Consider the following 20,581-nt stretch of genomic DNA (forward strand, 5'->3'; position numbering starts at 1 on the left):
ACCCGCCGCATCGCGCGCAGCCGCCGCACCGCCCGCAAGACCCGCGCCGCCGCGCTGAAGGCCGTGCTCGTCGTGCTGCTGCTCGCGTTCACGCTCTTCCCCGCGTTCTGGATGCTCTCGAGCGCGTTCGACGCGAAGGCCGGCACCGGAGGCCAGACGCTCCTCCCGCGCGAGTTCACGTTCGACAACTTCTCGTACGTGCTCACCGATGGCGGGTTCGACGTGTTCCTGCGCAACTCGGCGATCGTCGCGCTCGTCACCGTGGTCGCGAGCGCCGTGCTCTCGCTGCTCGCCGCGGTCGCGGTCGCCCGCTTCCGCTTCCGGTCGCGCACCGCGATCCTGCTCATGATCCTCATCGTGCAGATGGTGCCGCTGGAGGCGCTCGTCATCCCGCTGTTCGTGCAGGTGCGCGACCTCGGCATGCTCAACACGCTCCTCGGTCTCATGGTCGTGTACGTCGCGCTCTCGCTGGCGTTCGGCATCTGGATGCTGCGCGGATTCGTCGCGGCCGTGCCGGTCGAGCTCGAGGAGGCCGCCTACATCGACGGCGCGAGCTGGGGGCGGATGTTCCGCTCCGTGCTCCTCCCCCTCGTGATGCCCGGGCTCGTGGCGACCTCGGTGTTCTCCTTCATCACCGCGTGGAACGAGTTCATCTTCGCCATGACGCTGCTCGGCGGGGCATCCGAGAACTACACCGTGGCCATCGGCCTGAAGCAGTTCTTCGGCGAGCACACGAACGAGTGGGGCTACATCATGGCCGCCTCGACGATCATCACGATCCCCGTCATGATCTTCTTCGTCATCGTGCAGCGACGCCTGTCGGCCGGACTCGTGGCAGGTGCGGTCAAGGGATGAGCGCCGTGCACGACCCTGGGCTCCGTCGGCTGGTGGGCGCGGTGCTCTGGCCCGGGTACCTCGGGCGCGAGCTGCCCGACTGGCTGCGCCGCGAGCTCGCCGACGGCGGCCTCGCGGGCGCGGTGCTGTTCTCGCACAACCTTCCCGGTGGTCGAGTAGCGCCCGGCGAAGCCGGACGCGTATCGAGACCCGCGTCCGCATTCCGCGACCTCCGCGACGACGTCCTCATCGGCATCGACGAGGAGGGCGGCAACGTCACCCGCCTCGAGGCGGCGACGGGCTCCACGCTCCCGGGCGCCGCCCAGCTGGGCTTCGTCGACGACACGGATGCCACCGCCGCGACCGGCCGCGCGCTGGCGGAGCGCTCGCTCGCAGCCGGCGCGAACGTGGTGCTCGCCCCCGTCGCCGACGTGAACACCAACCCGCGCAACCCGGTGATCGGCGTGCGCGCGTTCGGCGAGGCGCCCGAGCTCGTGTCGCGGCACGTCGCCGCGGCCGTGCGCGGCATCCAGTCGGCGGGGGCCGCCGCCTGCGTGAAGCACTTCCCGGGCCACGGCGACACGCACGTCGACTCGCACCACGCGCTGCCGACGCTCACGATCGACGTCGACGAGATCGAGCGGATGCACCTCCCGCCGTTCCGCGCCGCGATCGAGGCCGGCGTCGCCGCCGTCATGACCGGGCACCTCGTGGTGCCCCAGTGGGGCGACGCCCCGGCGACCCTCAACCCGTCCGTGCTCTCGCGCCTGCGCACCATGGGCTTCGAGGGCGTCATCGTGACCGATGCGCTCGACATGGCGGCGGTGCGCGCGACCGTCGGCGCGGGGCCCGGAGCCGTGCAGGCGCTCCTCGCCGGGGCCGACCTGCTCTGCATCGGCAACCCGCGCAACCCGGGCTCCGCCGCGGCGCCCGACCAGGACGAACAGGACTTCCGCGAGGTGCAGGCCGCGATCCTCGCCGCACTCGACGACGGCACCCTACCCGTCGTCGCGCTCGAACGCGCGGCGGATCGGGTGCGGAAGCTCGGCGCCGCGCTCGCCGGTGGGGGATTCACCGGCGGGCGCGCCGAGGCGCCGGGAACGACGGATGCCGCGAACTGGGGAGTCGACGCGGCATCCGTCGCCCGGCTCGCCATGACGGTCGACGGACCCGTCGCGCCGGCACCTGGACCCCGGACCGTGCTCGACGTGCGCGGTCGCGCGACCATCGCGGTCGACGGCGATGCCGATTACGTGGCCGGCGCGCTCGCCGCGGGCGGACGCGTCGTGCGGCTCGACACGAGCGCCGTGCCGGGCGACGACCTGCGCGGCGCCGTCGCCGCGGCCGCCGAGGCGCGAGGCGCGTTCGTCGTGCTCGTCGACGCGGTCGGCGCGCACAGCGCCCAGCGCGACGTGATCGAGCAGCTCGGCGCGATCCGCCCGAGCGCGGTCGTCGTGAACGTGGGGATGCCCGGCGGGCGTCTCCCGCTCGCGACCGTGCACACGCGGGCCGCGAGCCGACTCGCCGCCGAAGCCGCGAGCGCGCTGCTCGCGTCGGGCTCGCGCCTGGAGGCGACCGCATGATCGTGCTGTCCCTGCAGTCGGGCACCTCCGCCGACGGCATCGACGTCGCCGTCGTCGAGATCTCGCGGATCGAGGAGGACTCGCACCTGGCCATGCGCCTCCTCCACGCCGACACGGTCGACTGGGCGCCCGACCTCCGTGACCGCGCACTGGCCGCGACCACCGGCGAACCGCTGACCGCCGGCGCCTTCTGCGAGCTGGACACCCGGCTGGGACAGGCGTTCGCGGATGCCGCGGCCGCCGGCTCCCGCGCCGCGGGCGTCGTGCCCGACCTCGTCGTCTCGCACGGCCAGACGATCTTCCACTGGGTGGCCGACGGCCGCGCCCGGGGAACGATGCAGCTCGGCGAGCCCGCGTGGATCGCCGAGGCCGTCGGCGCGCCCGTGCTCTCCGACCTGCGAGCAGCCGACATCGCCGCCGGCGGCGAGGGCGCTCCGCTCATGGCGGTCTTCGACCGGGCCTGGCTCGGCGCCGAGGCTGCCGCGACGGGCCGCGCGCTCGCGACCGTGAACCTCGGCGGCATCGCCAACGTGCAGGTGGTGCATCCCGACGGCGACGTCGTGGCGTTCGATAGCGGACCCGGCAACGGGCTCATCGACGCCGTCGTTGCACGGGCGACCGACGGCGGGCGGTCCTTCGACGAGGACGGCCGGCTGGCGGCATCCGGACGCGTCGACGAGGCGCTCCTCGCCGAGCTGGAGCGTCATCCGTACTTCGCGGCACCCGTGCCGAAGACCACGGGGCGCGAGACGTTCGACCTCGGCGTCGTCGACCGCGCCGTCGCGGCCGTCGCGGCATCCGCCGTCGTGGCATCGGGCGGCGCGGCGACCGCGGATCCGCCCGCCCTCGAGGACCTCGTCGCGACGCTCACCGAGCTGACCGCGCACACCGTGGTCGACGCGATCCCCGGCGACCCGGCCGTGCTCATCGCCTCGGGTGGTGGGGCGCGCAACCCCGTGCTGCTCGGGCGCATCGCGGCGCTGGCCGCCGAGCGCGGCATCGTCGTCGAGTCGAGCGAGGTGCGCGGGATCGACCCGTCGTTCAAGGAGTCGCTCATGTTCGCCCTGCTCGGCTACCTCAGTTGGCACGGCGTTCCGGCGCGGCTGTCGTCGGGCGGTTCGGGGGAGCCGCGCGTCGCCGGCCGGTTCACGAGCGGTCGGATGCCGCTCCGCCTGCCGCCGCCGCTCGCCGGCGTCGCATCCGTCACCATCACCAGCACCGACCACGGGGGAGCACCGCGATGAACCACACCGTCCCGGCCGAGGACCATCGCGCGTTGCGCGAGCTCCTCGGCGAGCTCGCCACCGAGGGCGTGAACGACGCGCACGGCGAGTTCGACCTGCTCGCGACCGAGGCGCAGCTCGCCGCGATGCAGGCGGAGAGCGCGCAGGCGGTCGCTGCGGTGACGGATGCCGCGCCGCAGGTCGCCGCGGCGATCGACGCGATCGTGCCCCGGCTTCGCGCCGGCGGCCGGCTCGTCTACCTGGGCGCCGGCACCGCCGGACGCATGGGCGTGCTCGACGCGAGCGAGATCCCGCCGACGTTCGGCACCGACCCGTCGCTCGTCGTCGGCGTCATCGCGGGCGGCGAGATCGCGTTGCGCTCCGCCGTCGAGGACGCCGAGGACGACGCCGCCCGCGGCGCCGCCGACCTCGAGGCGATCGGGCTCACCCCCGCCGACGCGGTCGTCGGCATCTCGGCATCGGGGCGCACGCCCTACGTCGTCGGCGCGCTCGAGCACGCCCGCGCGCTCGGCGCGCTCACGGTCGGGCTCTCGTGCAACGCCGGGAGCCGGATCGGCGAGGTCGCCGACCTCGCGATCGAGACGGTCGTCGGACCCGAGATCGTCGCCGGGTCGACCCGCCTCAAGGGCGGCACCGCGCAGAAGCTGGTGCTCAACGCCATCTCGACGATCGCGATGGTGCGCCTCGGCAAGGTCCACGGGAACCTCATGGTCGACGTGCAGGCGACCAATGCGAAGCTGCGCGCCCGTGCCGAGCGCATCGTCATGCTCGCGACGGGCGTCGATGCGGCGGCGGCATCCGCGGCCCTCGAATCGGTCGGCGGCTCGGTGAAGGCGGCCATCCTCGTGACCATTACTGGGGTGTCACCCGATGACGCACTCGCGCGCCTCTCGACGCACGATGGGGTGTTGCGCGATGCTCTGACTGAGGTTCGCGCGGTGCCGATGCCCGTGATCCGTCCAGAGGAGACCGATGTCCGTTGACGTGCTCCAGAGTGTGCGGCAGTCCCTGCCGCGCCTGAGCTCGTCGGAGGCCCGCGTCGCGGAGGCGATCATCGCCGACCCCTCGATCGTCGTCGACCTCACGATCACCGACCTGGCGAAGCGGTGCGGCACCTCGCTCTCGACCGTCGCGCGGTTCTGCCAGACGCTCGGCTACAGCGGCTATCGCGAGTTCCGCATGGAGGTCGCGAGCGCCATCAGCCGCGAGGCTGCCGAGCGCGACCGGTTCGGGCTCGCCGACTCCGACATCGGACCCGACGACCCCGCCGCCGACGTGGTCGCCAAGATCGCGTTCCACGAGGTGCTCGCGATCGAGCAGACCGTGCAGGCGCTCGACATCGCCGAGCTCGACCGCGTCGTCGACGCGATCGCCAGCGCCGCGCACGTCGATCTCTACGGGTTCGGCGCCAGCGGCCTCACCGCACAGGACCTGCAGCAGAAGCTCGCGCGCATCGGCATCTCGGCGTTCTGCTCGGTCGACGTGCACCTTGCGCTCGTCTCGGCCGCGCTGCGCAAGCCGGGCGACGTCGCGATCGGCATCTCGCACTCGGGCCTCACGACCGAGACGATCCACGCGCTGAGCGTCGCCCGGGATGCGGGTGCGACCACGGTCGCGCTGACGAACTCGCCCGACTCGCCCGTCACCGAGGTCGCCGACATGGTGCTCACGACCCAGGCGCGCGAGTCGACCTACCGCATGGGCGCCATGTCGAGCCGCATCGCGCAGCTCGCCGTCGTGGATTTCGTGTTCGTGCGCGTCGCCCAGCGCCGGCACGAAGACGTCGCGGCGCCGCTGCGCCGCACCTACGAGGTGACCGCGAGCCACAAGGTGAGCTCGCGGAAGCGGCGCGAGCAGGGGTAGGGGTCTCCCGCCATACGCCCGTCGCGCGCGATTCAGGCAATCACCCTCCGCTCAGGACGCTTCCGCGGATTCCCGCCTGAATCCGGTCCGATCGGGTGAATCCGGTGCCACTACGCTCCTCCCGAGCGTCCGCTCCGGGCTCGCGCCATGCGGACGATCGGCTCGATTGTGGCCGACCCGCGCGTGTACGCCGGGTGTTGTCGCCCTCCGTGCGTACCGTGGGCGCCATGACGAACCAGGTGCAGATCACGGTCGCGCCCGACGTGCTCGACGAGCCGTGCCCCCGCTGCGAGTCGACCGCCGTGCGAGCGGTCGTGTACACCCGCACGGTCGACGTCGTCATCGACGCGGATGCTGCCGCCGACCCGTTCGCCGCAGACGGACCCCTGTTCGACTGCCGCGAGTGCGGCTTCGAGTGGGGCGAGCTCGTGCGCGACCTCATGCGCTAGGCGGAGGTCCGGCGGAATCCATCGCGCGGGAGAGGAACCCGCGCCCGCCTGTGGATAACCCGGCGAGACGGGCGGCCGGGCTCACCTAGGCTCGACGCCATGCCGATCCCCCGCCGCCGCCGAGCCGTGCGACGGGGCGCTTCGGTCGTCGCGGCGACGGGCCTCGCGCTCGCGCTCGCCGGATGCGTCGGCGCGCCCACGCCGACACCCACGCCGACGGCGGCCGACACGCCCGCGCCGATCTTCGCGTCGGACGAGGAGGCGCTCGCGGCGGCGGAAGCTGCGTATGCGAAGTACAACGACGCGTCGGCGGTCGTTACGGCGGACGGAGGAACGAATCCCCAGCGTGTGGACGAAACGGTTACATCGGCGTACGCCGAGACACTTCACGAAGAGTTCGCGGCACTTGCGGACGCGGGCCTTCGCATGACTGGCGAAACCACGTTCTATGAGGCGGCGCTTGCGGAGAATGCGGTGGATACAGAAGGCGCAAGGGTCACGATCTACCTTTGCCGTGATGTGAGTGCTGTGAGGGTTGTTGCGTCGGACGGTAGCGATGTAACCCCCGCAGATCGTGACGCATCCGCTCCGACTCAAGTGTTTCTGGTGTCGACTGCCGAGAATCCCAGTGTCCTGCTCGTCGACGGGGTAGATCGTTGGACTGGCGAAGATTTCTGTTGATTCCGAGCGCGCTTGCGCTGACGGCGGCAATAGCAATTGCGTCGCCGGCGAAGGCGGATGGTGGTAGCGGCTGCTCTGACGCGCTGGCGGGTTTGGGCTGCCCCGATGTTGGAGGCAGCCTCAGCACAGGGGAGGCAATTCTCGAGGCCATTCGGCCAGGCAGTGAGCAAGGCTCCACTGAGGAATCCGAGCAGCCGGTGGGCGCTCCAACTGTTGGCACCGACACCTCGGAGTCGCCGCCTCCCCCGCCCCCACCAGCCAACTGCAGCCCCAACAACCTCACGCTCTGCGCGGGCGATCCGGCCGCGCCGCAGGAGGAGCCCGCGGCACCGATCGTCGTGACGCTCCGCGACATCGCGTCGTTCCGCCCGGCGACGCCCGGCAACGGGATGGAGCCCGGGGGATGGGCGGTGGTCGGGCTGCCGGCGAACTTCGTGGCGGCGGCATCCGTCGAGGTGGTCTCCGGCACGTTGCTCGGGCAGCCCGCCGACGTCCGGTTCACGCCGGTCGGCTACCGCTGGAGCCACAGCGACGGCGGGATCGTCGAATCGGGCAGCCCCGGCGCGACGTGGGACGCCCTCGGGCAGCGGGAGTTCAGCCCGACTCCGACCAGCCACGTCTACGTCGCTCCGGGCGAGTATACGGCCGAGCTGGAGGTCGCGCTTCGCGCCGAGTACCGGTTCGCGGGTTCGCCCTGGCGGTCCATCGCGGGCACCCTCGCGGTGACGGGCCCGCCGCAGCGGGTGCTCGTGGGCGAGTTCGACACGGTGCTGACGCGCGGCGACTGCATCGCCGACCCGTCAGGGCCCGGCTGCTGAGTTCCAACCCACGACGACGTCGAGCCCTACCACGTCGACGGCGTGTGCTCGCCGCTGCGGCCCTGGTTCGCCACGATGGTCGCGTCGAGCAACCGCCGAACACCGGCCATGCCGTCGATCGCGAAGGCCGCACGCTGCCGCTCCGCGCCGGTGCCTGCGCGGCGCAGGCGTCGCACCGAGCTCTGGACGGCGTCGAGGTCGCCCTCCTCCTCGAGCTCGTCCGTGAGCATGAGGACGAAGCGGCCCAGCACGTCGCCGGCCGGAGCGAGTCCGCCGGAGATCGGGTCGAACACGTCGGCGCGCATGCCGTGGTGCGCCGAGTGCATCAGCGCCGCGCTGAGCAGCTCGGGCGGCACCTCGGCCGAGGCGTTCGCCGCGGCATCCGTCGCCTCGGGCCTCGTGAGTGCGTGACTCACCACGGCGCGGCAGAGCGCGGCGACGAGCAGGGTCGACTCGACGTCGAGCTGCGCGTCGGCCATGCGGAACTCGATCGTGGGGAGGTGTTCGGAGAGGCGGACGTCCCACGAGATCAGGCCGAGGTCCTTCGTGCCGCCGATGCCGAGGAGCCGGTGGACACGGCGGTCGTAGTCGGCGGCGTCGATGAACGAGGGCGGGCAGCCCGCGATCGTCCAGCGGCGCAGCAGGATGGTGCGCCAGCTGTCGTAGCCCGTGTCGTGGCCGCGCCACAGCGGCGAGTTCGTCGAGATGGCGGTGAGGAGGGGCATCCACGGCCGGACGGCGTTGAGCGCGACGACGCCCGCCTCGCGGTCGGGCACGCCGACGTGGACGTGCAGGCCGCTCAGCTGGTGGTCGGCGATGATCCCGCCCAGGTCGGCGACGATGCGGTGGTAGCGCTCGACGTCGGCGATCGAGGGGAACGGCGTCGTCTGCGGGGGAGTGCCCACGCTCGCGGCGACGACGCCGAGCGCGTCGGCGCGCTCGGCCACGAACCGCCGGAAGCCGAGCAGGGCCGATCGCGCCTCCTCGAGCGAGGAGAACACGGCCGACGCGTGCTCGACCTGCGAGGCGAGGAACTCCTTGTGCGTGACGTCGGCCCACTGCGGCGACGCCATCAGGGCGCCGTACACGTCGGCCGCGACATCCGCCGGGCGCAGCGTCATGCGCTCGAGGAACTGGAACTCCTCTTCGATTCCGAACGTCCTCACGACGTGACCCCTCCGCCGACCCCGACCTGACCTCGAAACTGTCCCCCGATTCGACCATCGGTGGCTGGAATCCTCCTGTCAACCCCGTGACGGATGAACGGTTCTCGGCTATCCGGTGATCCCCGAGGGAACGGCGCATCGGGAGGAAAGACCCGTCCGGGGGCACGTGTCGAGAACGCGACGGCAGCCTCGACATACTGGTGGGAGCGCGGTCCAGCCTCCTGAACGAAACGACGACGACGCACGATCGAAGGAGCGATTCCGATGAAGTACCTCATCCAGATCTACAGCAACCCCGAGTCGCGGGCGATGTGGGACAGCTTCACGCCCGAGCAGCAGGCCGAGGGCTACGCCTACTACCAGGCGATCAGCGAGGAGCTCGTGTCGAGCGGCGAGTACGTCGCCGCCGAGGCGCTCGCCGACGCCTCGCTCGCGAAGCGCGTGACGCAGACCGACGGCAGCGCCGTCGCGAGCGATGGCCCGTTCGCCGAGACGAAGGAGCTGCTCGCCGGGTTCTACCTCGTCGACTGCGAGACCGAGGCCCGCGCGGTCGAGATCGCCGCCCGCTTCCCCGAGGCCGAGTTCGGGCTCATCGAGGTGCGCCCGGTGCTCGACATGGCCGCCCGCGGCGACGTCTGAGGACGGGCGCGACGCCGGGTGAGACGATGAGCGACGCCGTGAGCGACGCCGTCCGAGCACTGCGAGATGCCGCACCGTCGGCGCTCGCAGTGCTCGTGCGGCGCTACGGCGACTTCGAAGCGTGCGAGGACGCCATGCAGGAGGCGCTCATCGCGGCATCCGCCCAGTGGCCTCGCGACGGCGTGCCCGACAGCCCGCGCGCGTGGCTCGTGCAGGTGGCGTCGCGGCGCTACATCGACCAGGTGCGATCGGATGCCGCCCGCCGACGCCGCGAGTCGCTCGCCGCCGACCTCGAGCCGCCGCCCACCCCGGTCCCCGGCGTCGACGACACCCTCGCCCTGTTCCTGCTCTGCTGCCACCCCGCGCTCACCACGCCGTCGCAGGTGGCGCTCACGCTGCGGGCGGTCGGCGGACTCACCACCGCCGAGATCGCCCGCGCGCTGCTCGTGCCCGAGGCCACCGTCGCCCAGCGCATCTCGCGGGCGAAGGCGCGCATCAAGGCGAGCGACGAGGGCTTCCGGATGCCGCGCCCCGACGAGCTCGAGGCACGGCTCGGCGCGCTCCGCAGCGTGCTCTACCTCGTCTTCACCGAGGGGCACACCGCGAGCTCGGGCGACCGGCTCGCCCGGGTCGACCTCTCGGCGGAGGCGATCCGGCTCACCCGACAGCTCCACGACGCCGACCCCGATGCCTCGGGCGAGACGACCGGGCTCCTGGCGCTCATGCTCCTCACCGACGCGCGCCGTGCCGCCCGCACCGACGACGCTGGTGCGATCGTGCCGCTCGACGAGCAGGACCGGTCGCGCTGGGACCGGGCCATGATCGACGAGGGCGTCGCGCTCGTGACCGCGGTGCTCGACCGGGCGCCCATCGGCCCGTACCAGCTGCAGGCCGCGATCGCGGCGGTGCACGATGAGGCGGACTCGACCGCGACGACCGACTGGCTCGAGATCCTCGGGCTCTACGACCTGCTCGCGCGCATGGCCCCGAGCCCGATGGTCACGCTCGGACGCATCGTCGCCCTCGCCATGGTGGAGGGTCCCGAGCCGGGGCTCTTGGCGCTCGACCGCGCCGAGGCGGAGCACGACGGCGGGCTGTCCGACCACCACCGCACCTGGGCGGTGCGCGCACACCTGCTCGAGCAGTCGGGGTCGACGGATGCCGCGTCGCTCGCGTTCGCCGAGGCGGCGCGCCGCACGCTCAACGGGCCGGAGCAGCGCTACCTCGCCGCGAAGGCCGAGCGCCTGCGCAGCTCGACGGGCTGAGCGGCCGCCCGCGGGATCGCGCACTCGCCGCAGGAATCCCGTCCGTGCGCCGGAATCCGGACCGGGCGGGATTCCAGCGCGTCAGCGGGATTCCAGCGTGCGTTCAGAGGTCGAGCACCTCGAGGGCGACCTCGACGTCGTCGCCCTCCTCGATGCGCTCTGCGGTGCGCACGGCCTTCTTCACCGGCAGCACGTAGCTGCCCTGCTTCGAGTCGGGGAACACCGAGGTCGACCAGGTCGTGCCGCCCACCGTGACGCGCACGCGCACCGACCCGAAGCCGCGCGGCATGCGCGGCACCTCGCGGATGTCGTCGCCGATCTCCTCGGGCAGGGTCACGAAGAACCAGCCGCCCTGCGCGCTCCACTCCCAGAGCGGCGCCGTGAAGCGGAATCGCATGCCCGGATGCTACCGGCGACCACCGACGCGCCGGCGCCGGTCGCCCGGTCGGGACGCCGCCGGCTCGTCGGGGAGCGGAACCGTGGTGTGCTCGTCGGGCGCGCGCAGGGGCAGCGTCACGGTGACGGCCGGTGCGGTCGTGGCAGCCACGCCGGGCCCGACCGTCGCACTCGCCGGTTCCGCGTGCGGCGCGGTCGTGCGGGGCGGCGCGTCCTCCCGGAACAGGGCGACGAGCCGCTCGTGCGCGTCATCGTGCGGGGGCCGCGGCGCCGTGTGCGGGCTCCACTTCGCGCCGTCCCAGTAGCGCAGGATCGCGGCATCCGCGTCGTCGTCGTACCACCCGGCCGCGCGTCGAGGCTCAGGCACCGTCGCGTTCCTTCCGCGTGAGCCGCACGGCGCGCACGGCGAGCTGCACGGCCGCAACGACCATGAGCGCGGCGAACAGCCACGCCGACCACTCGGGCGAGAGCAGGAACGCGATCGCGACGCCGCCGAACGAGGCGATGGTCGCCGCGATGCCGACCACGAGGGCGACCCGGAGGTCGACGATGCCCGCCCGCGTGTTCGCGACCGTGCCGCTGATCGCGGTGGGGAGCATCACGGCGAGCGACGTGCCCTTCGCCACGAGGTCGCTCATGCCGAACAGCGCGATGAACGCGGGCACCATGATGACGCCGCCGCCGATGCCGAACAGGCCCGAGGCGATGCCGATCACGATGCCGAGCGCGATCATGCCGAGGATGGGAAGGACGTCGAACTCGATCGAGGAGTCGCCGCGAACGGGCGCGACGAGCACCATTCGCACCGCCACCGCGATGAGCAGGCCGACGAACAGCCACCGCAGCCAGCCGAGCGAGAGCCGCCGCAGCAGCCACGAGCCGATCCACGACCCGACGATGCCGCCGATCGCCACGAACAGCGCCGCGAGCAGGTCGATCTCGCCGTTCGCGAAGTACGTGAGCGACCCCGCGAGTGCGGCGGGCACGATGGCCGCGAGCGAGGTGGCCGACGCGCGACGCTGGTCCATGCCCGCGAAGAGGATGAGGAGCGGGACCATGAGGATGCCGCCGCCGACGCCGAACGCGCCCGACAGCAGTCCGCCCGCCGCCCCGACGAGCGCGAGACGCACCCACGGCACGCGCGCCTGATCGGCGGGAGCGTCGGGGGAGGTCACCCGCCCAGCGTAGCGGCGCGCGGCCGCGGGATCAGGCCGCGCGGTCGCCGGCGGCGAGCAGCACGGTGGACTCGGTGCGCTCGGTGGCGCCGATGCTTATGGACGGGTCGGCGACGACGTCGGGCAGCGACTCCATGGCCGGAACCGCCACCGGCAGCGCCGCGGCCACCCGGGCGGATCGGCGTACCATGCGGCCGGCGAGCACGAGCAGGACGCCGAAGACGGCGCCCGCCGTGTTCATCACGAGATCGCGCGGGTCGGAGATGCGGTGCGGCTCGGGCACCTGGATGAGCTCGATGACGGTGGTGAACGCCAGCCCAGCGAGCAGCGCGAGCGCCCAGCGGCGGCGTGGGATGAGCAGGGCGGCGAGCACGCCGACGGGGATGAACAGCGCCACGTTGAACGCCATCTCGGAGAGGTACCCGGTGGTCCAGGTGGTCGTCGCCGTCCACGACTCGGGATTGAGGATGCCGCCGTCGAGCTGGCTGCCGCTGCTCGTGCGCCAGGGCGTGGGCCCGACCGTCACCCACAGCACGAGGGCTGCGTAGGCGAGGGCGACGAATCGCAGGGGGCGGCGGTTCATCCCACGATTCTCCTCCGGTTCCCTATGAGCAGGCTGGCACGTTGCCGCATGTCCGCCGATCACCGCCGATGCCCTCCTGTCGAGGACGAGTCGCGCCGGCTGGGGGTCGAGTCGGCCGGGTCGGGCGCGCCGCATCGCCGCGTCACCGCACGTCACCTGTGGATGAAACCGTGCCGGATCGGCCGGAGTGCATTAGTGTTGGTTGACCTCCATCAGCGGGCATTCGCCCGCGCCTCCACCTGATTGCCCGGAGGCGGACCGATCCGCATGGCATGACCCGATACGAGACGGCGGATGCCGAGTGCACCCCGCCCCTCGCCCAAGACGCCTCGGCGGCACCGTGTCGCCGGAGCCGCGATCGACCGCCGATCGCACCGGGCACGCAGCCGGCGGCCCGCATGAGAGAAGGACAGCAGTATGGCAACCGGAACCGTCAAGTGGTTCAACGCCGAAAAGGGCTTCGGCTTCATCGCCCCCGACGACGGCAGCGCCGACGTCTTCGCGCACTTCAGCGCCATCACGGGCAGCGGCTACCGCTCGCTCGAAGAGGGCCAGAAGGTCGAGTTCGAGGTGGCGCAGGGCCCCAAGGGCCTGCAGGCCGAGAACATCCGCGGGCTCTAGGCTTCGCACAACCGGACGCCGTCGCGACTCGCTCGCGGCGGCGTCCGTCGTCTCGGCCGGGGCCGGACACGGCGGTCGGGCTCAGCCGGGGCGTGACTCGGGCTCAGCTGGGGCGCACGGATGCCGCGGCATCCGTCACCTCGTCGCGCCACGAGTGCCGCGGCTCGTATCCGAGCATGCGGCGCGCCTTGTCGATCGAGAGCATCGTGTCGTTGACGCCGAGGTCGCCGCGCACGGGCACGTCGGGGAACACCTCCGCGACGAGCTCGGCGTTCGGCCGGGTCATGACGGTGTCGGCCGCGGCGATGATGTAGCGCTCGAAACCGGGGTGCGCCGTGGCGAGCGCGAGGCTCACGGCCTGCGCGCCGTCGCGTGCGTCGATGTAGCCCCAGAGGTTCCACTTGCGCAGGCTCGCGTCGGCGTCGAACGACGGGAACGCGTCGTAGTCGGCGGGGTCCATGACGTTCGAGAAGCGCAGCGCCGTGATCGAGAGCTCGGGGTGCCAGCGCACGAGCTCGATCGCCATCTGCTCCTCGAGGTGCTTCACGAGCGAGTACGTGCTCTCGGGCCGGGCCGCGTACTCCTCGTCGACGGGGATGTACGGCGGCGGCACGTCGAAGGGGAGGCCGAGCACCGTCTCGCTCGACGCGTAGACGATGCGCGTGATGCCGAGGCGGCGGGCCGCCTGGAACACGTTGAACGTCGACAGCATGTTGTTGTGGAAGGTCGCGACATCGCTCACGATGCCGGGCGCCGGGATCGCGGCGAGGTGCACGATCGCGTCGACCCCGGCGTGCCGGTCGTCGACGCCCGCGATGGCGTCGATCACCTGACCGTAGTCGGTGAGGTCGACCCGAGTGACCGACTCGCGGTCCCCCTGCTGGTCGAGGTTCACCACCTCGTGGCCCTCGTCGCGGAGCGTGCGGACGACGGTGCGGCCGAGCTTGCCCGACCCTCCGGTGACGGCGATGCGCATGCCCCAAGTCTGGCACCGGATGCCGCGGCGGCGCGTCGCGGCATCCGTCGCCGTTCAGCGCCGGCGCGCGCCCGCTTTCGTGGACGCCTTCGCCGTCGGTGCGCCGTTCTCGACGGCCTTCGGCTTCGCGTTCGACCCGGTCGTCGCCCGGCCGCGCGCCGCCGGCGCCTTCGGCTTCGCACCCGGCGGCTGCACCATCAGGCGCTCGATCGCCTTCGCCATCGTGACGCCGCGCATGGCGTCGAGGTGCACCTCGATCGCGCGGAGGTCCTTCCGCAGCTCGGGGTCGTCGACGCGCGTCCGGAGCCGCCGCACGACCCTCACCCCCACGTCGACCTCCTCGGTCGTGAGCTTGGCCGTGTCGTCGCGGGCGAGGCCCGCGCTGCGCTTCACGAGCTCGGCGGTCTCGCCGAGCAGGTCGCGGTCCTGCAGCGCCGCGGCCAGCACGGGCACCTCCACGCGTTCGAACAGGGCGATCCACTCGCGTCCGGCGTCGGTGGTGGCGAGCAGCTTGTCGCGCACCTTCCGCAGCGCGTTGACCTCGGTCTGCGCGCGGAAGAACTGGAGTCCGATGAGCTCGATCGCGCAGATGCTCTGCTGGAGCAGCGCCACCATGCCCGACTTCGCGTCGCGCTTCACGGGCTCGGGGTCGGCGGGGTGGAACGATTCCTCGGCCGAGCCCACGTAGGGTCCCGTCTCGAACGTGAACCCGTAGGTCTTGCCGAGTCGTGAGCTCGCGATGTGCCGGCTGTAGGCGTAGTCGCTCCACGTGCCGGTGGTGGGGTAGAGGGCGACGCTCGCCTGGTTCGCGTAGGTGCGACCCCGAACCGCCGCGATGGCGTCGCGGATGCGTCCGCCGACCGTCGTGAACCGCTGCAGGTCGCGCGGCGGGAGGTACTCCTGGTAGCCGGGGACGCCGATCGGTGCGCACGTGCCGGTCGGCAGCGTCGTGAACTTCTTCGACGGATCGGTGGTCTGCGTCGGGGCGTGCCCCCACGGCCAGAGGATGAGCTCGGAGTACGAGTGCACGTCGACGAACGTGTCGACACGGTGCGTGTCGAGCAGGTGCTTCACGTTGCGGTTCTCGGGCTCGCTGAACGCGCTCGGCCCGACGTAGATGTCGGTGCACGGGTTGCACGAGGTCTGGCCCTGCGTCACGCCCCACACGAAGTCGGCGTTGCGGTTGAGGTCGACGCCGATGCACGAGGTGCCCGCGTTCGAGCGACGGTTCTTGCGCCACATGCCGTCGACGGTCATCACGTGCACGCGCCCGTCGGGATTCACGCACGGGACCATCCAGATGTCGAGGGCCTCGAGGATGAGCTTGACGTCGGCGGCGGGCCAGCGCCGGCCCCCGTACACGAGGTCCCGCTCGTTGACGTAGCTCGTGAACAGGTCGACGGCGAGCTCGACGATCGCGTCGGGATTCATGAGCTCACGCGCGTGCGTGCCGCCGACGAGCAGCACGCCGCGTCGCTCGGGTCCCGTGCCGGCGCGCAGCCGGAGGGCGAAGACGGGGCGTCCCTGCACGGATGCCTCGGGGAGCTGGATCCGCGTGAAGTAGTCGGGGAACCAGGTGGCGAGGAGCTGCGTCAGCGAGTCGAGCTGCGCGACGGTGCGGTACATCAGCCCTCCTCCTCACGCGGGATGCCGGCGACGCGTTCGTCGAGCCAGCGCTTCGCGTCCTCGTCGGACTGGATGAGCTTCGGATCGAGCGGCTCGATCGGCACGGTGCGGAACACCCGCACCTCGTAGCCGCGCCGCACGAGCTCGGCGAGCTCGTCCGCCGTGACGACCACCCGCACCCCGCCCTGCGGATCGGGGATGCGGTCGAGGTCGAGGTCGGACACCTGGCTCAGGGCGACGTCGCGCTCGCCGGGGTGGACCGTCGCCTCGAAGCGGGCGCCCTGCTGGCGGCCCGGCCCCTCGTCGACGCCGTCATCGCGCTCGTCGCGCTTCGATCGCCTGGCCATGGGACTTCCCCCTCAGGTCGATGGCACGCCCGAAGGTCGATGGCGCGCCCGACGTGCTCGCGCGGGCACGTCGACTCGTGCGGGCACGTCGAACGGGCTCCCCCCGGACCCCTCTGGGCGTCAACGTACTCCCGCCGCAGAAGTGACGCAACCTCATGTTCCGATGGGCTCTCGGATGCCGCGTCGGACACGTCGGATGCCGCAACCCCCTCCCACCGGACGGGCACCGAGCCTAGCCTCGCACCATGCCAAGGGACGTCGAGCGACCCGGCGCCGAGCAGTGGGTCCCCGAGGACGCGAACGTCGACGAGCTGCGTCGCGCCGCGCCCGACTGCCGTGGCTGCGAGCTCTGGCGCGACGCCACGCAGGTGGTGTTCTCGCGCGGTCGCCAGGGGGCGGCGCTCATGCTCGTGGGCGAGCAGCCCGGTGACCGCGAGGACCTCGAGGGGGAGCCCTTCGTGGGTCCGGCCGGGCGGCTGCTCGCCGACGCGGTCGACGCGGCGGGCATCGCCCGCGAACGGGTGTACGTCACGAATGCCGTGAAGCACTTCCGCTTCGAGCGGCGCGGCAAGCGGCGCATCCACGAGAAGCCGTCGGTCGCCCACATCGTCGCCTGCCGCCCCTGGCTCGAGGCCGAGTTCGAGGCGGTCCAGCCCGCGGTCGTGGTCGCGCTCGGAGCGACCGCGGCCCGCTCGGTGCTCGGTCGCACGGTGCGCATCGGCGAGATCCGCGGCAGGGTCATGCCGCCGGATGCCGCAGGCGGGGCACCCGCGCTGCCGGCGCCCGTGCTCGTGACGACGCATCCGTCGGCGTTGCTTCGGATCGACGACGCCGCCGACCGAGCCGCAGCCTTCGAGGCGCTCGTCGACGACCTGCGCACGGCAGCGGATGCCGCGGGCTGATCTACCGCGACCGCGGTTCGTGCGCGCGGCATCCCGGCGTCTTCGGAGCTTCGCTCAATAGGGTCGTCGAGACGCCGATGTTCGCGGACGACCCTGAGGAGGATCCCCCGATGCAGTGCCCCAACGACGGAACCGTGCTCGTGATGAGCGAGCGCAGCGGCATCGAGATCGACTACTGCCCGACCTGCCGCGGCGTGTGGCTCGACCGCGGCGAGCTCGACAAGATCATCGAGCGCGACGCCCGCGAGTTCGGCCAGGCCGCGTCGGCCGCCCAGGCCCCCGCAACGCCGCCCGCGCCGCCGCAGGCGCCCCAGTACCAGCAGCCGGCCTATGGGCAGCAGTCGTACGACCCCCGGTACGACCGCGGCTATGACAACCGCGGCTACGACAACCGCGGTTACGGCGACCAGGGCCAGTACCGCAAGAAGAAGAAGGAGAGCTGGCTCTCCGACCTCTTCGACTGAGCCTCGACCCCACGGATGCCGCGCGCTCGGCCGCCATTCAGGCGATCGGCGGCGATTCAGGCTGCGCTGCGGCATCCGCGCCTGAATTCCCGCCGATCGCCTGAATCGGGGCATCCGCCGGCACGTCACCGACGTGGGACTCAGGCGGCGAGCGCCTCGAGCACCCGGCGCGCGACCGAGGCGCTCGACTGGGGGTTCTGCCCGGTGATGAGGTTGCGGTCGACGACGACGTGGTCGCTCCAGGGCGCAGCCGACTCGATGACGGCGCCGGCGTCGCGGAGCGCGGTCTCGACCCACCACGGGGTGTTCTCGCCGGTGCCGCCGGTGCGCTCCTCCTCGTCGGTGAAGACGGTGAGGCGGCGCCCGGCGAAGGCATTGGTGCCATCGGCGAGCGTCGCCGACAGCAGCGCGGCGGGTCCGTGGCAGAACGGCGCGATGATCGTGCCGGCGTCGTTCGCGGCGACGAGCACGCGGCCGACGCCCGCGTCGGACGCGAGGTCGGCCATCGGGCCATGGCCGCCCGGAAGCACGACCGCGGCGTAGTCGGCGGGGTCGACGTCGGCGACGGGTACCGCGGCGGCGAGCTCGCCGGCGATCGACGCGAGGTACGCCTCCAGCTCGCGCACCGTCTCGGCGCTCCCGACGACCGCCGCGTCGAGGCTCACCGCGTCGACGGTGGGCGTGACGCCGCCCGGCGTCGCGATCGTGACGCGGTGGCCGGCTGCGACGAGGTCGCGGTGCGCCGTCACGAGCTCCTCGGCCCAGAAGCCGGTCGGATGCTCCGACCCGTCCTTCATGGTGAGGCTGGTCGCCCCGGTGACGATCATGAGGAGGTTGCGCATTCGTGGTCCTGTCCTGAGTGGTGTGCGAGTTGGGGGATGGGGTTCGTGGATCGGGTCGCACCTTCGCGATTCAGGCGATCGCCCGCGATTCAGGACGGATTCCGTGATCTCGGCCTGAATTCCGCGCGATCGCCTGCGCAGCCTGCGGGCCTGCGCAGCGTGCGGGCCTGCGCAGCGTGCGGGCCTGCGCAGCGTGCGGGCCATGCGTGCATGGTCCGGGCGCGACTCAGGCGACGGATGCCGCGGGCTCGCGCTCGGGTGAGGCGGGCGTCGTCGCGGCATCCGCTCGGGGCGCGTTCGCGGCATCCGCTCGCCCTGCGCGACGAGCGGCGACGGCCGCGACCGTCATGACCGCGAGCGCGGCGAGCGTGATGACCGTGCCGGCCCAGATGGGCGACGTGTAGCCGAGGCCCGCGGTGATGCCGACGCCGCCCGCGAACGCGCCGAGCGCGTTGCCGAGGTTGAACGCGCCGATATTCGCACCCGACGCGAGCGTGGGGGCCGAGGCGGCGTAGCGCATGATGCGGCTCTGGAGCCCGGGCACCGTGCCGAACCCGAAGGCGCCCATGAGCACGAGCAGCACCACGGTGGCGACGGGACTCCAGGCGAGCCAGGCGAAGAGCGCCAGCACGACGACGAGCGCGCCGATGAAGGCGAGCAGGGTGCCGTCGATCGAGCGGTCGGCGAGGCGTCCGCCGACCCAGTTGCCGACGACGAGGCCCGCGCCGAAGAGCACGAGCAGCCACGGCACCGCGTTCGCCGCGAAGCCGCTGACCTCGGTGAGCGTGTAGGCGATGTAGGTGAACGCCCCGAACATGCCGCCGAAGCCGAGCACGGTGACGAGGAGCGAGAGCCACACCTGTCCCGAGCGGAACGCGCCGAGCTCGCGACGCAGGCTCGGGGCCGGCCCGTCGCGGTGGAGTGCAGGGACGAGCGTGGCGATGCCGACGAGGGCGAGCACGCCGATCGCCGCGATCACCCAGAACGTCGAGCGCCAGCCGAACTGCTGGCCGAGGAACGTGCCGAACGGCACGCCGAGCACGTTCGCGGCGGTGAGGCCGGTGAACATGATCGCGATGGCGCCCGCGGCCTTCTCGGGAGCGACGAGGCCGGCCGCGACGACCGAGCCGATGCCGAAGAACGCGCCGTGGCAGAGCGCCGCGATGACGCGTCCGGCCATCATGAGCTCGTAGGTCGGGGCCAGCGCCGAGAGGGCGTTGCCCACGATGAAGAGCACGAGCAGGCCCATGAGCACGGGCTTGCGGGGGAGACGGGTGGTGGCGGCCGTGAGCCCGAGCGCCCCCACGACGACGGCGAGCGCGTAGCCCGAGATGAGCCAGCCCGCCGCCGCCTCGGTGACGCCGAAGTCGGCGGCCACCTCGGGCAGCAGGCCCATGATGACGAATTCGGTGAGGCCGATGCCGAAGCCCCCGATGGCGAGGGCGACGAGTCCGAGTGGCATGCGGAAGATCTCCTGGGAAGCGGTAAGATAGTTGCAGACGCGCTCTATTGCGAACGCAGGCATAATACTTGCACACGCAAATACAAAGCGCAAGCAACTACTTTCGCCGACCAGACCGAGGAGCATCACATGGGCATCGCCGACGACGCGGTCGAGGTGCGCGCACAGGGCTGGCGCACGCTCGCGGCACTGCACGGCATGATCGAGGCCGAGCTCGAGCGCGCGCTCGCGGCGTCGGTCGACCTCTCGGTCGTCGAGTACACCGTGCTCGACGCGCTGAACCGGCAGGACGGCTGGCACATGCGCATGCAGCAGCTGGCCCGCGCCGCCGCGCTCAGCCCGAGCGCCACCACGCGCCTCGTGAACCGGCTCGAGGATCGCGCGCTGCTCACGCGCATCCTCTGCGCCGACGACCGGCGCGGCATCTACACCGAGCTCACGCCGGCCGGCCGGGCGCTCTACGAGCGGGCGCGCCCGATCCACGACGAGACGCTCGAGCGCGTGCTCGCCGAGGCCGCCGACCAGCCCGAGCTCTCGCCCGTCGTCGAGGCGCTGCACGGCGCCGCGGTGCCGGCCGCCGGCTGAGCGTCGAGCGGCGCGGCTGCGGCGCGACGCGAGCACGATTCAGGCGATCGGTCGCGATTC

24 protein-coding genes are annotated in these 20,581 nt (G+C 72.3%); 14 read left to right on the forward strand and 10 right to left on the reverse strand.

What is annotated here, in order from left to right; all coding sequences use genetic code 11:
* The first annotated feature begins 54 nt into the window (after positions 1–54).
* From FYC51_RS10870 to FYC51_RS10905, 8 genes are all read left to right on the forward strand, one after another.
* Positions 55–855 carry a carbohydrate ABC transporter permease gene (locus tag FYC51_RS10870; RefSeq protein WP_238476370.1) on the forward strand — a complete coding sequence of 267 codons (801 nt, stop codon included), beginning with the start codon at positions 55–57 and terminating at the stop codon, positions 853–855.
* The gene (locus FYC51_RS10875) at positions 852–2,417 is read left to right on the forward strand and encodes a glycoside hydrolase family 3 protein (RefSeq protein WP_148733546.1); all 1,566 of its coding nucleotides are present in this window, start codon (positions 852–854) and stop codon (positions 2,415–2,417) included. The genes FYC51_RS10870 and FYC51_RS10875 overlap by 4 nt, the downstream gene beginning before the upstream one ends.
* On the forward strand, positions 2,414–3,661 hold the full coding sequence (locus FYC51_RS10880; protein ID WP_148733547.1) for an anhydro-N-acetylmuramic acid kinase: 1,248 nt from the start codon (positions 2,414–2,416) through the stop codon (positions 3,659–3,661). The genes FYC51_RS10875 and FYC51_RS10880 overlap by 4 nt, the downstream gene beginning before the upstream one ends.
* Entirely contained in the window at positions 3,658–4,644 is a 987-nt protein-coding gene (gene murQ / locus FYC51_RS10885) for an N-acetylmuramic acid 6-phosphate etherase (RefSeq protein WP_148733548.1), read from the forward strand. The genes FYC51_RS10880 and murQ overlap by 4 nt, the downstream gene beginning before the upstream one ends.
* Entirely contained in the window at positions 4,634–5,524 is an 891-nt protein-coding gene (locus FYC51_RS10890) for a MurR/RpiR family transcriptional regulator (RefSeq protein WP_148733549.1), read from the forward strand. The genes murQ and FYC51_RS10890 overlap by 11 nt, the downstream gene beginning before the upstream one ends.
* 227 nt (positions 5,525–5,751) lie before the next feature.
* Entirely contained in the window at positions 5,752–5,973 is a 222-nt protein-coding gene (locus FYC51_RS10895) for a hypothetical protein (RefSeq protein WP_148733550.1), read from the forward strand.
* 99 nt (positions 5,974–6,072) lie between these two features.
* Positions 6,073–6,654, forward strand: a complete 582-nt coding sequence (locus FYC51_RS10900) for a hypothetical protein (RefSeq protein ID WP_148733551.1) — start codon at positions 6,073–6,075, stop codon at positions 6,652–6,654.
* Positions 6,655–6,851: 197 nt separating this feature from the next.
* Complete coding sequence (locus FYC51_RS10905; protein WP_148733552.1) at positions 6,852–7,472, forward strand: hypothetical protein; 621 nt, start codon at positions 6,852–6,854, stop codon at positions 7,470–7,472.
* Between the two features lie 26 nt (positions 7,473–7,498).
* Here the strand turns inward: FYC51_RS10905 and FYC51_RS10910 are convergent, their stop codons facing one another.
* Positions 7,499–8,638: a carboxylate-amine ligase gene (locus FYC51_RS10910; RefSeq protein WP_148733553.1), complete on the reverse strand. Its 1,140-nt coding sequence runs from the start codon at positions 8,636–8,638 to the stop codon at positions 7,499–7,501.
* A gap of 264 nt (positions 8,639–8,902) precedes the next feature.
* On the opposite strand from FYC51_RS10910, the gene FYC51_RS10915 reads away from it, so the two are divergent.
* Positions 8,903–9,277 carry a YciI family protein gene (locus FYC51_RS10915; RefSeq protein WP_148733554.1) on the forward strand — a complete coding sequence of 125 codons (375 nt, stop codon included), beginning with the start codon at positions 8,903–8,905 and terminating at the stop codon, positions 9,275–9,277.
* Positions 9,278–9,315: 38 nt separating this feature from the next.
* Positions 9,316–10,542 carry an RNA polymerase sigma factor gene (locus tag FYC51_RS10920; protein ID WP_238476303.1) on the forward strand — a complete coding sequence of 409 codons (1,227 nt, stop codon included), beginning with the start codon at positions 9,316–9,318 and terminating at the stop codon, positions 10,540–10,542.
* Positions 10,543–10,645: 103 nt separating this feature from the next.
* Here FYC51_RS10920 and FYC51_RS10925 read toward each other — a convergent pair whose 3' ends face one another.
* Genes FYC51_RS10925 through FYC51_RS10940 form a run of 4 tightly spaced genes read right to left on the reverse strand, consistent with a single transcriptional unit; the run spans position 10,646 to position 12,696 of the window.
* Complete coding sequence (locus FYC51_RS10925) at positions 10,646–10,939, reverse strand: DUF1905 domain-containing protein (RefSeq protein WP_148733556.1); 294 nt, start codon at positions 10,937–10,939, stop codon at positions 10,646–10,648.
* 9 nt (positions 10,940–10,948) lie between these two features.
* Positions 10,949–11,305, reverse strand: a complete 357-nt coding sequence (locus FYC51_RS10930) for a DUF2510 domain-containing protein (protein ID WP_187432588.1) — start codon at positions 11,303–11,305, stop codon at positions 10,949–10,951.
* The gene (locus FYC51_RS10935) at positions 11,298–12,113 is read right to left on the reverse strand and encodes a sulfite exporter TauE/SafE family protein (RefSeq protein ID WP_148733558.1); all 816 of its coding nucleotides are present in this window, start codon (positions 12,111–12,113) and stop codon (positions 11,298–11,300) included. The genes FYC51_RS10930 and FYC51_RS10935 overlap by 8 nt, the downstream gene beginning before the upstream one ends.
* Positions 12,114–12,144: 31 nt before the next feature.
* Positions 12,145–12,696 (reverse strand): VanZ family protein, encoded by a 552-nt coding sequence (locus FYC51_RS10940; protein WP_187432589.1) that lies wholly within the window; start codon positions 12,694–12,696, stop codon positions 12,145–12,147.
* A 417-nt stretch (positions 12,697–13,113) separates the two neighbouring features.
* Between FYC51_RS10940 and FYC51_RS10945 the strand changes: the two genes are divergently transcribed.
* Positions 13,114–13,317 carry a cold-shock protein gene (locus tag FYC51_RS10945; RefSeq protein ID WP_056733649.1) on the forward strand — a complete coding sequence of 68 codons (204 nt, stop codon included), beginning with the start codon at positions 13,114–13,116 and terminating at the stop codon, positions 13,315–13,317.
* 103 nt (positions 13,318–13,420) lie between these two features.
* Here FYC51_RS10945 and FYC51_RS10950 read toward each other — a convergent pair whose 3' ends face one another.
* Genes FYC51_RS10950 through FYC51_RS10960 form a run of 3 tightly spaced genes read right to left on the reverse strand, consistent with a single transcriptional unit; the run spans position 13,421 to position 16,266 of the window.
* A complete protein-coding gene (locus tag FYC51_RS10950) occupies positions 13,421–14,293 on the reverse strand; it encodes an NAD-dependent epimerase/dehydratase family protein (protein ID WP_148733560.1) in 873 nt (290 codons plus the stop codon).
* 54 nt (positions 14,294–14,347) lie between these two features.
* On the reverse strand, positions 14,348–15,919 hold the full coding sequence (locus FYC51_RS10955) for a M14 family zinc carboxypeptidase (RefSeq protein WP_148733561.1): 1,572 nt from the start codon (positions 15,917–15,919) through the stop codon (positions 14,348–14,350).
* Positions 15,919–16,266, reverse strand: coding sequence for a hypothetical protein (locus FYC51_RS10960; protein ID WP_148733562.1), 348 nt, complete (start codon positions 16,264–16,266; stop codon positions 15,919–15,921). The genes FYC51_RS10955 and FYC51_RS10960 overlap by 1 nt, the downstream gene beginning before the upstream one ends.
* A gap of 245 nt (positions 16,267–16,511) precedes the next feature.
* On the opposite strand from FYC51_RS10960, the gene FYC51_RS10965 reads away from it, so the two are divergent.
* Together FYC51_RS10965 and FYC51_RS10970 are read left to right on the forward strand one after the other, a co-directional pair.
* Entirely contained in the window at positions 16,512–17,168 is a 657-nt protein-coding gene (locus tag FYC51_RS10965; RefSeq protein ID WP_148733563.1) for a UdgX family uracil-DNA binding protein, read from the forward strand.
* Between the two features lie 110 nt (positions 17,169–17,278).
* Positions 17,279–17,632 (forward strand): TFIIB-type zinc ribbon-containing protein, encoded by a 354-nt coding sequence (locus FYC51_RS10970; protein WP_148733564.1) that lies wholly within the window; start codon positions 17,279–17,281, stop codon positions 17,630–17,632.
* 140 nt (positions 17,633–17,772) lie between these two features.
* On the opposite strand, the gene FYC51_RS10975 is transcribed toward FYC51_RS10970, so the two are convergent.
* Positions 17,773–18,474 carry a type 1 glutamine amidotransferase domain-containing protein gene (locus FYC51_RS10975; RefSeq protein ID WP_148733565.1) on the reverse strand — a complete coding sequence of 234 codons (702 nt, stop codon included), beginning with the start codon at positions 18,472–18,474 and terminating at the stop codon, positions 17,773–17,775.
* A gap of 226 nt (positions 18,475–18,700) precedes the next feature.
* Entirely contained in the window at positions 18,701–19,936 is a 1,236-nt protein-coding gene (locus FYC51_RS10980; RefSeq protein ID WP_148733566.1) for an MFS transporter, read from the reverse strand.
* Between the two features lie 129 nt (positions 19,937–20,065).
* Between FYC51_RS10980 and FYC51_RS10985 the strand changes: the two genes are divergently transcribed.
* Positions 20,066–20,521 carry a MarR family winged helix-turn-helix transcriptional regulator gene (locus FYC51_RS10985; RefSeq protein ID WP_148733567.1) on the forward strand — a complete coding sequence of 152 codons (456 nt, stop codon included), beginning with the start codon at positions 20,066–20,068 and terminating at the stop codon, positions 20,519–20,521.
* Positions 20,522–20,581 lie beyond the last annotated feature (60 nt).

Source organism: Agromyces mariniharenae, from assembly GCF_008122505.1.
Classification (GTDB): domain Bacteria; phylum Actinomycetota; class Actinomycetes; order Actinomycetales; family Microbacteriaceae; genus Agromyces; species Agromyces mariniharenae.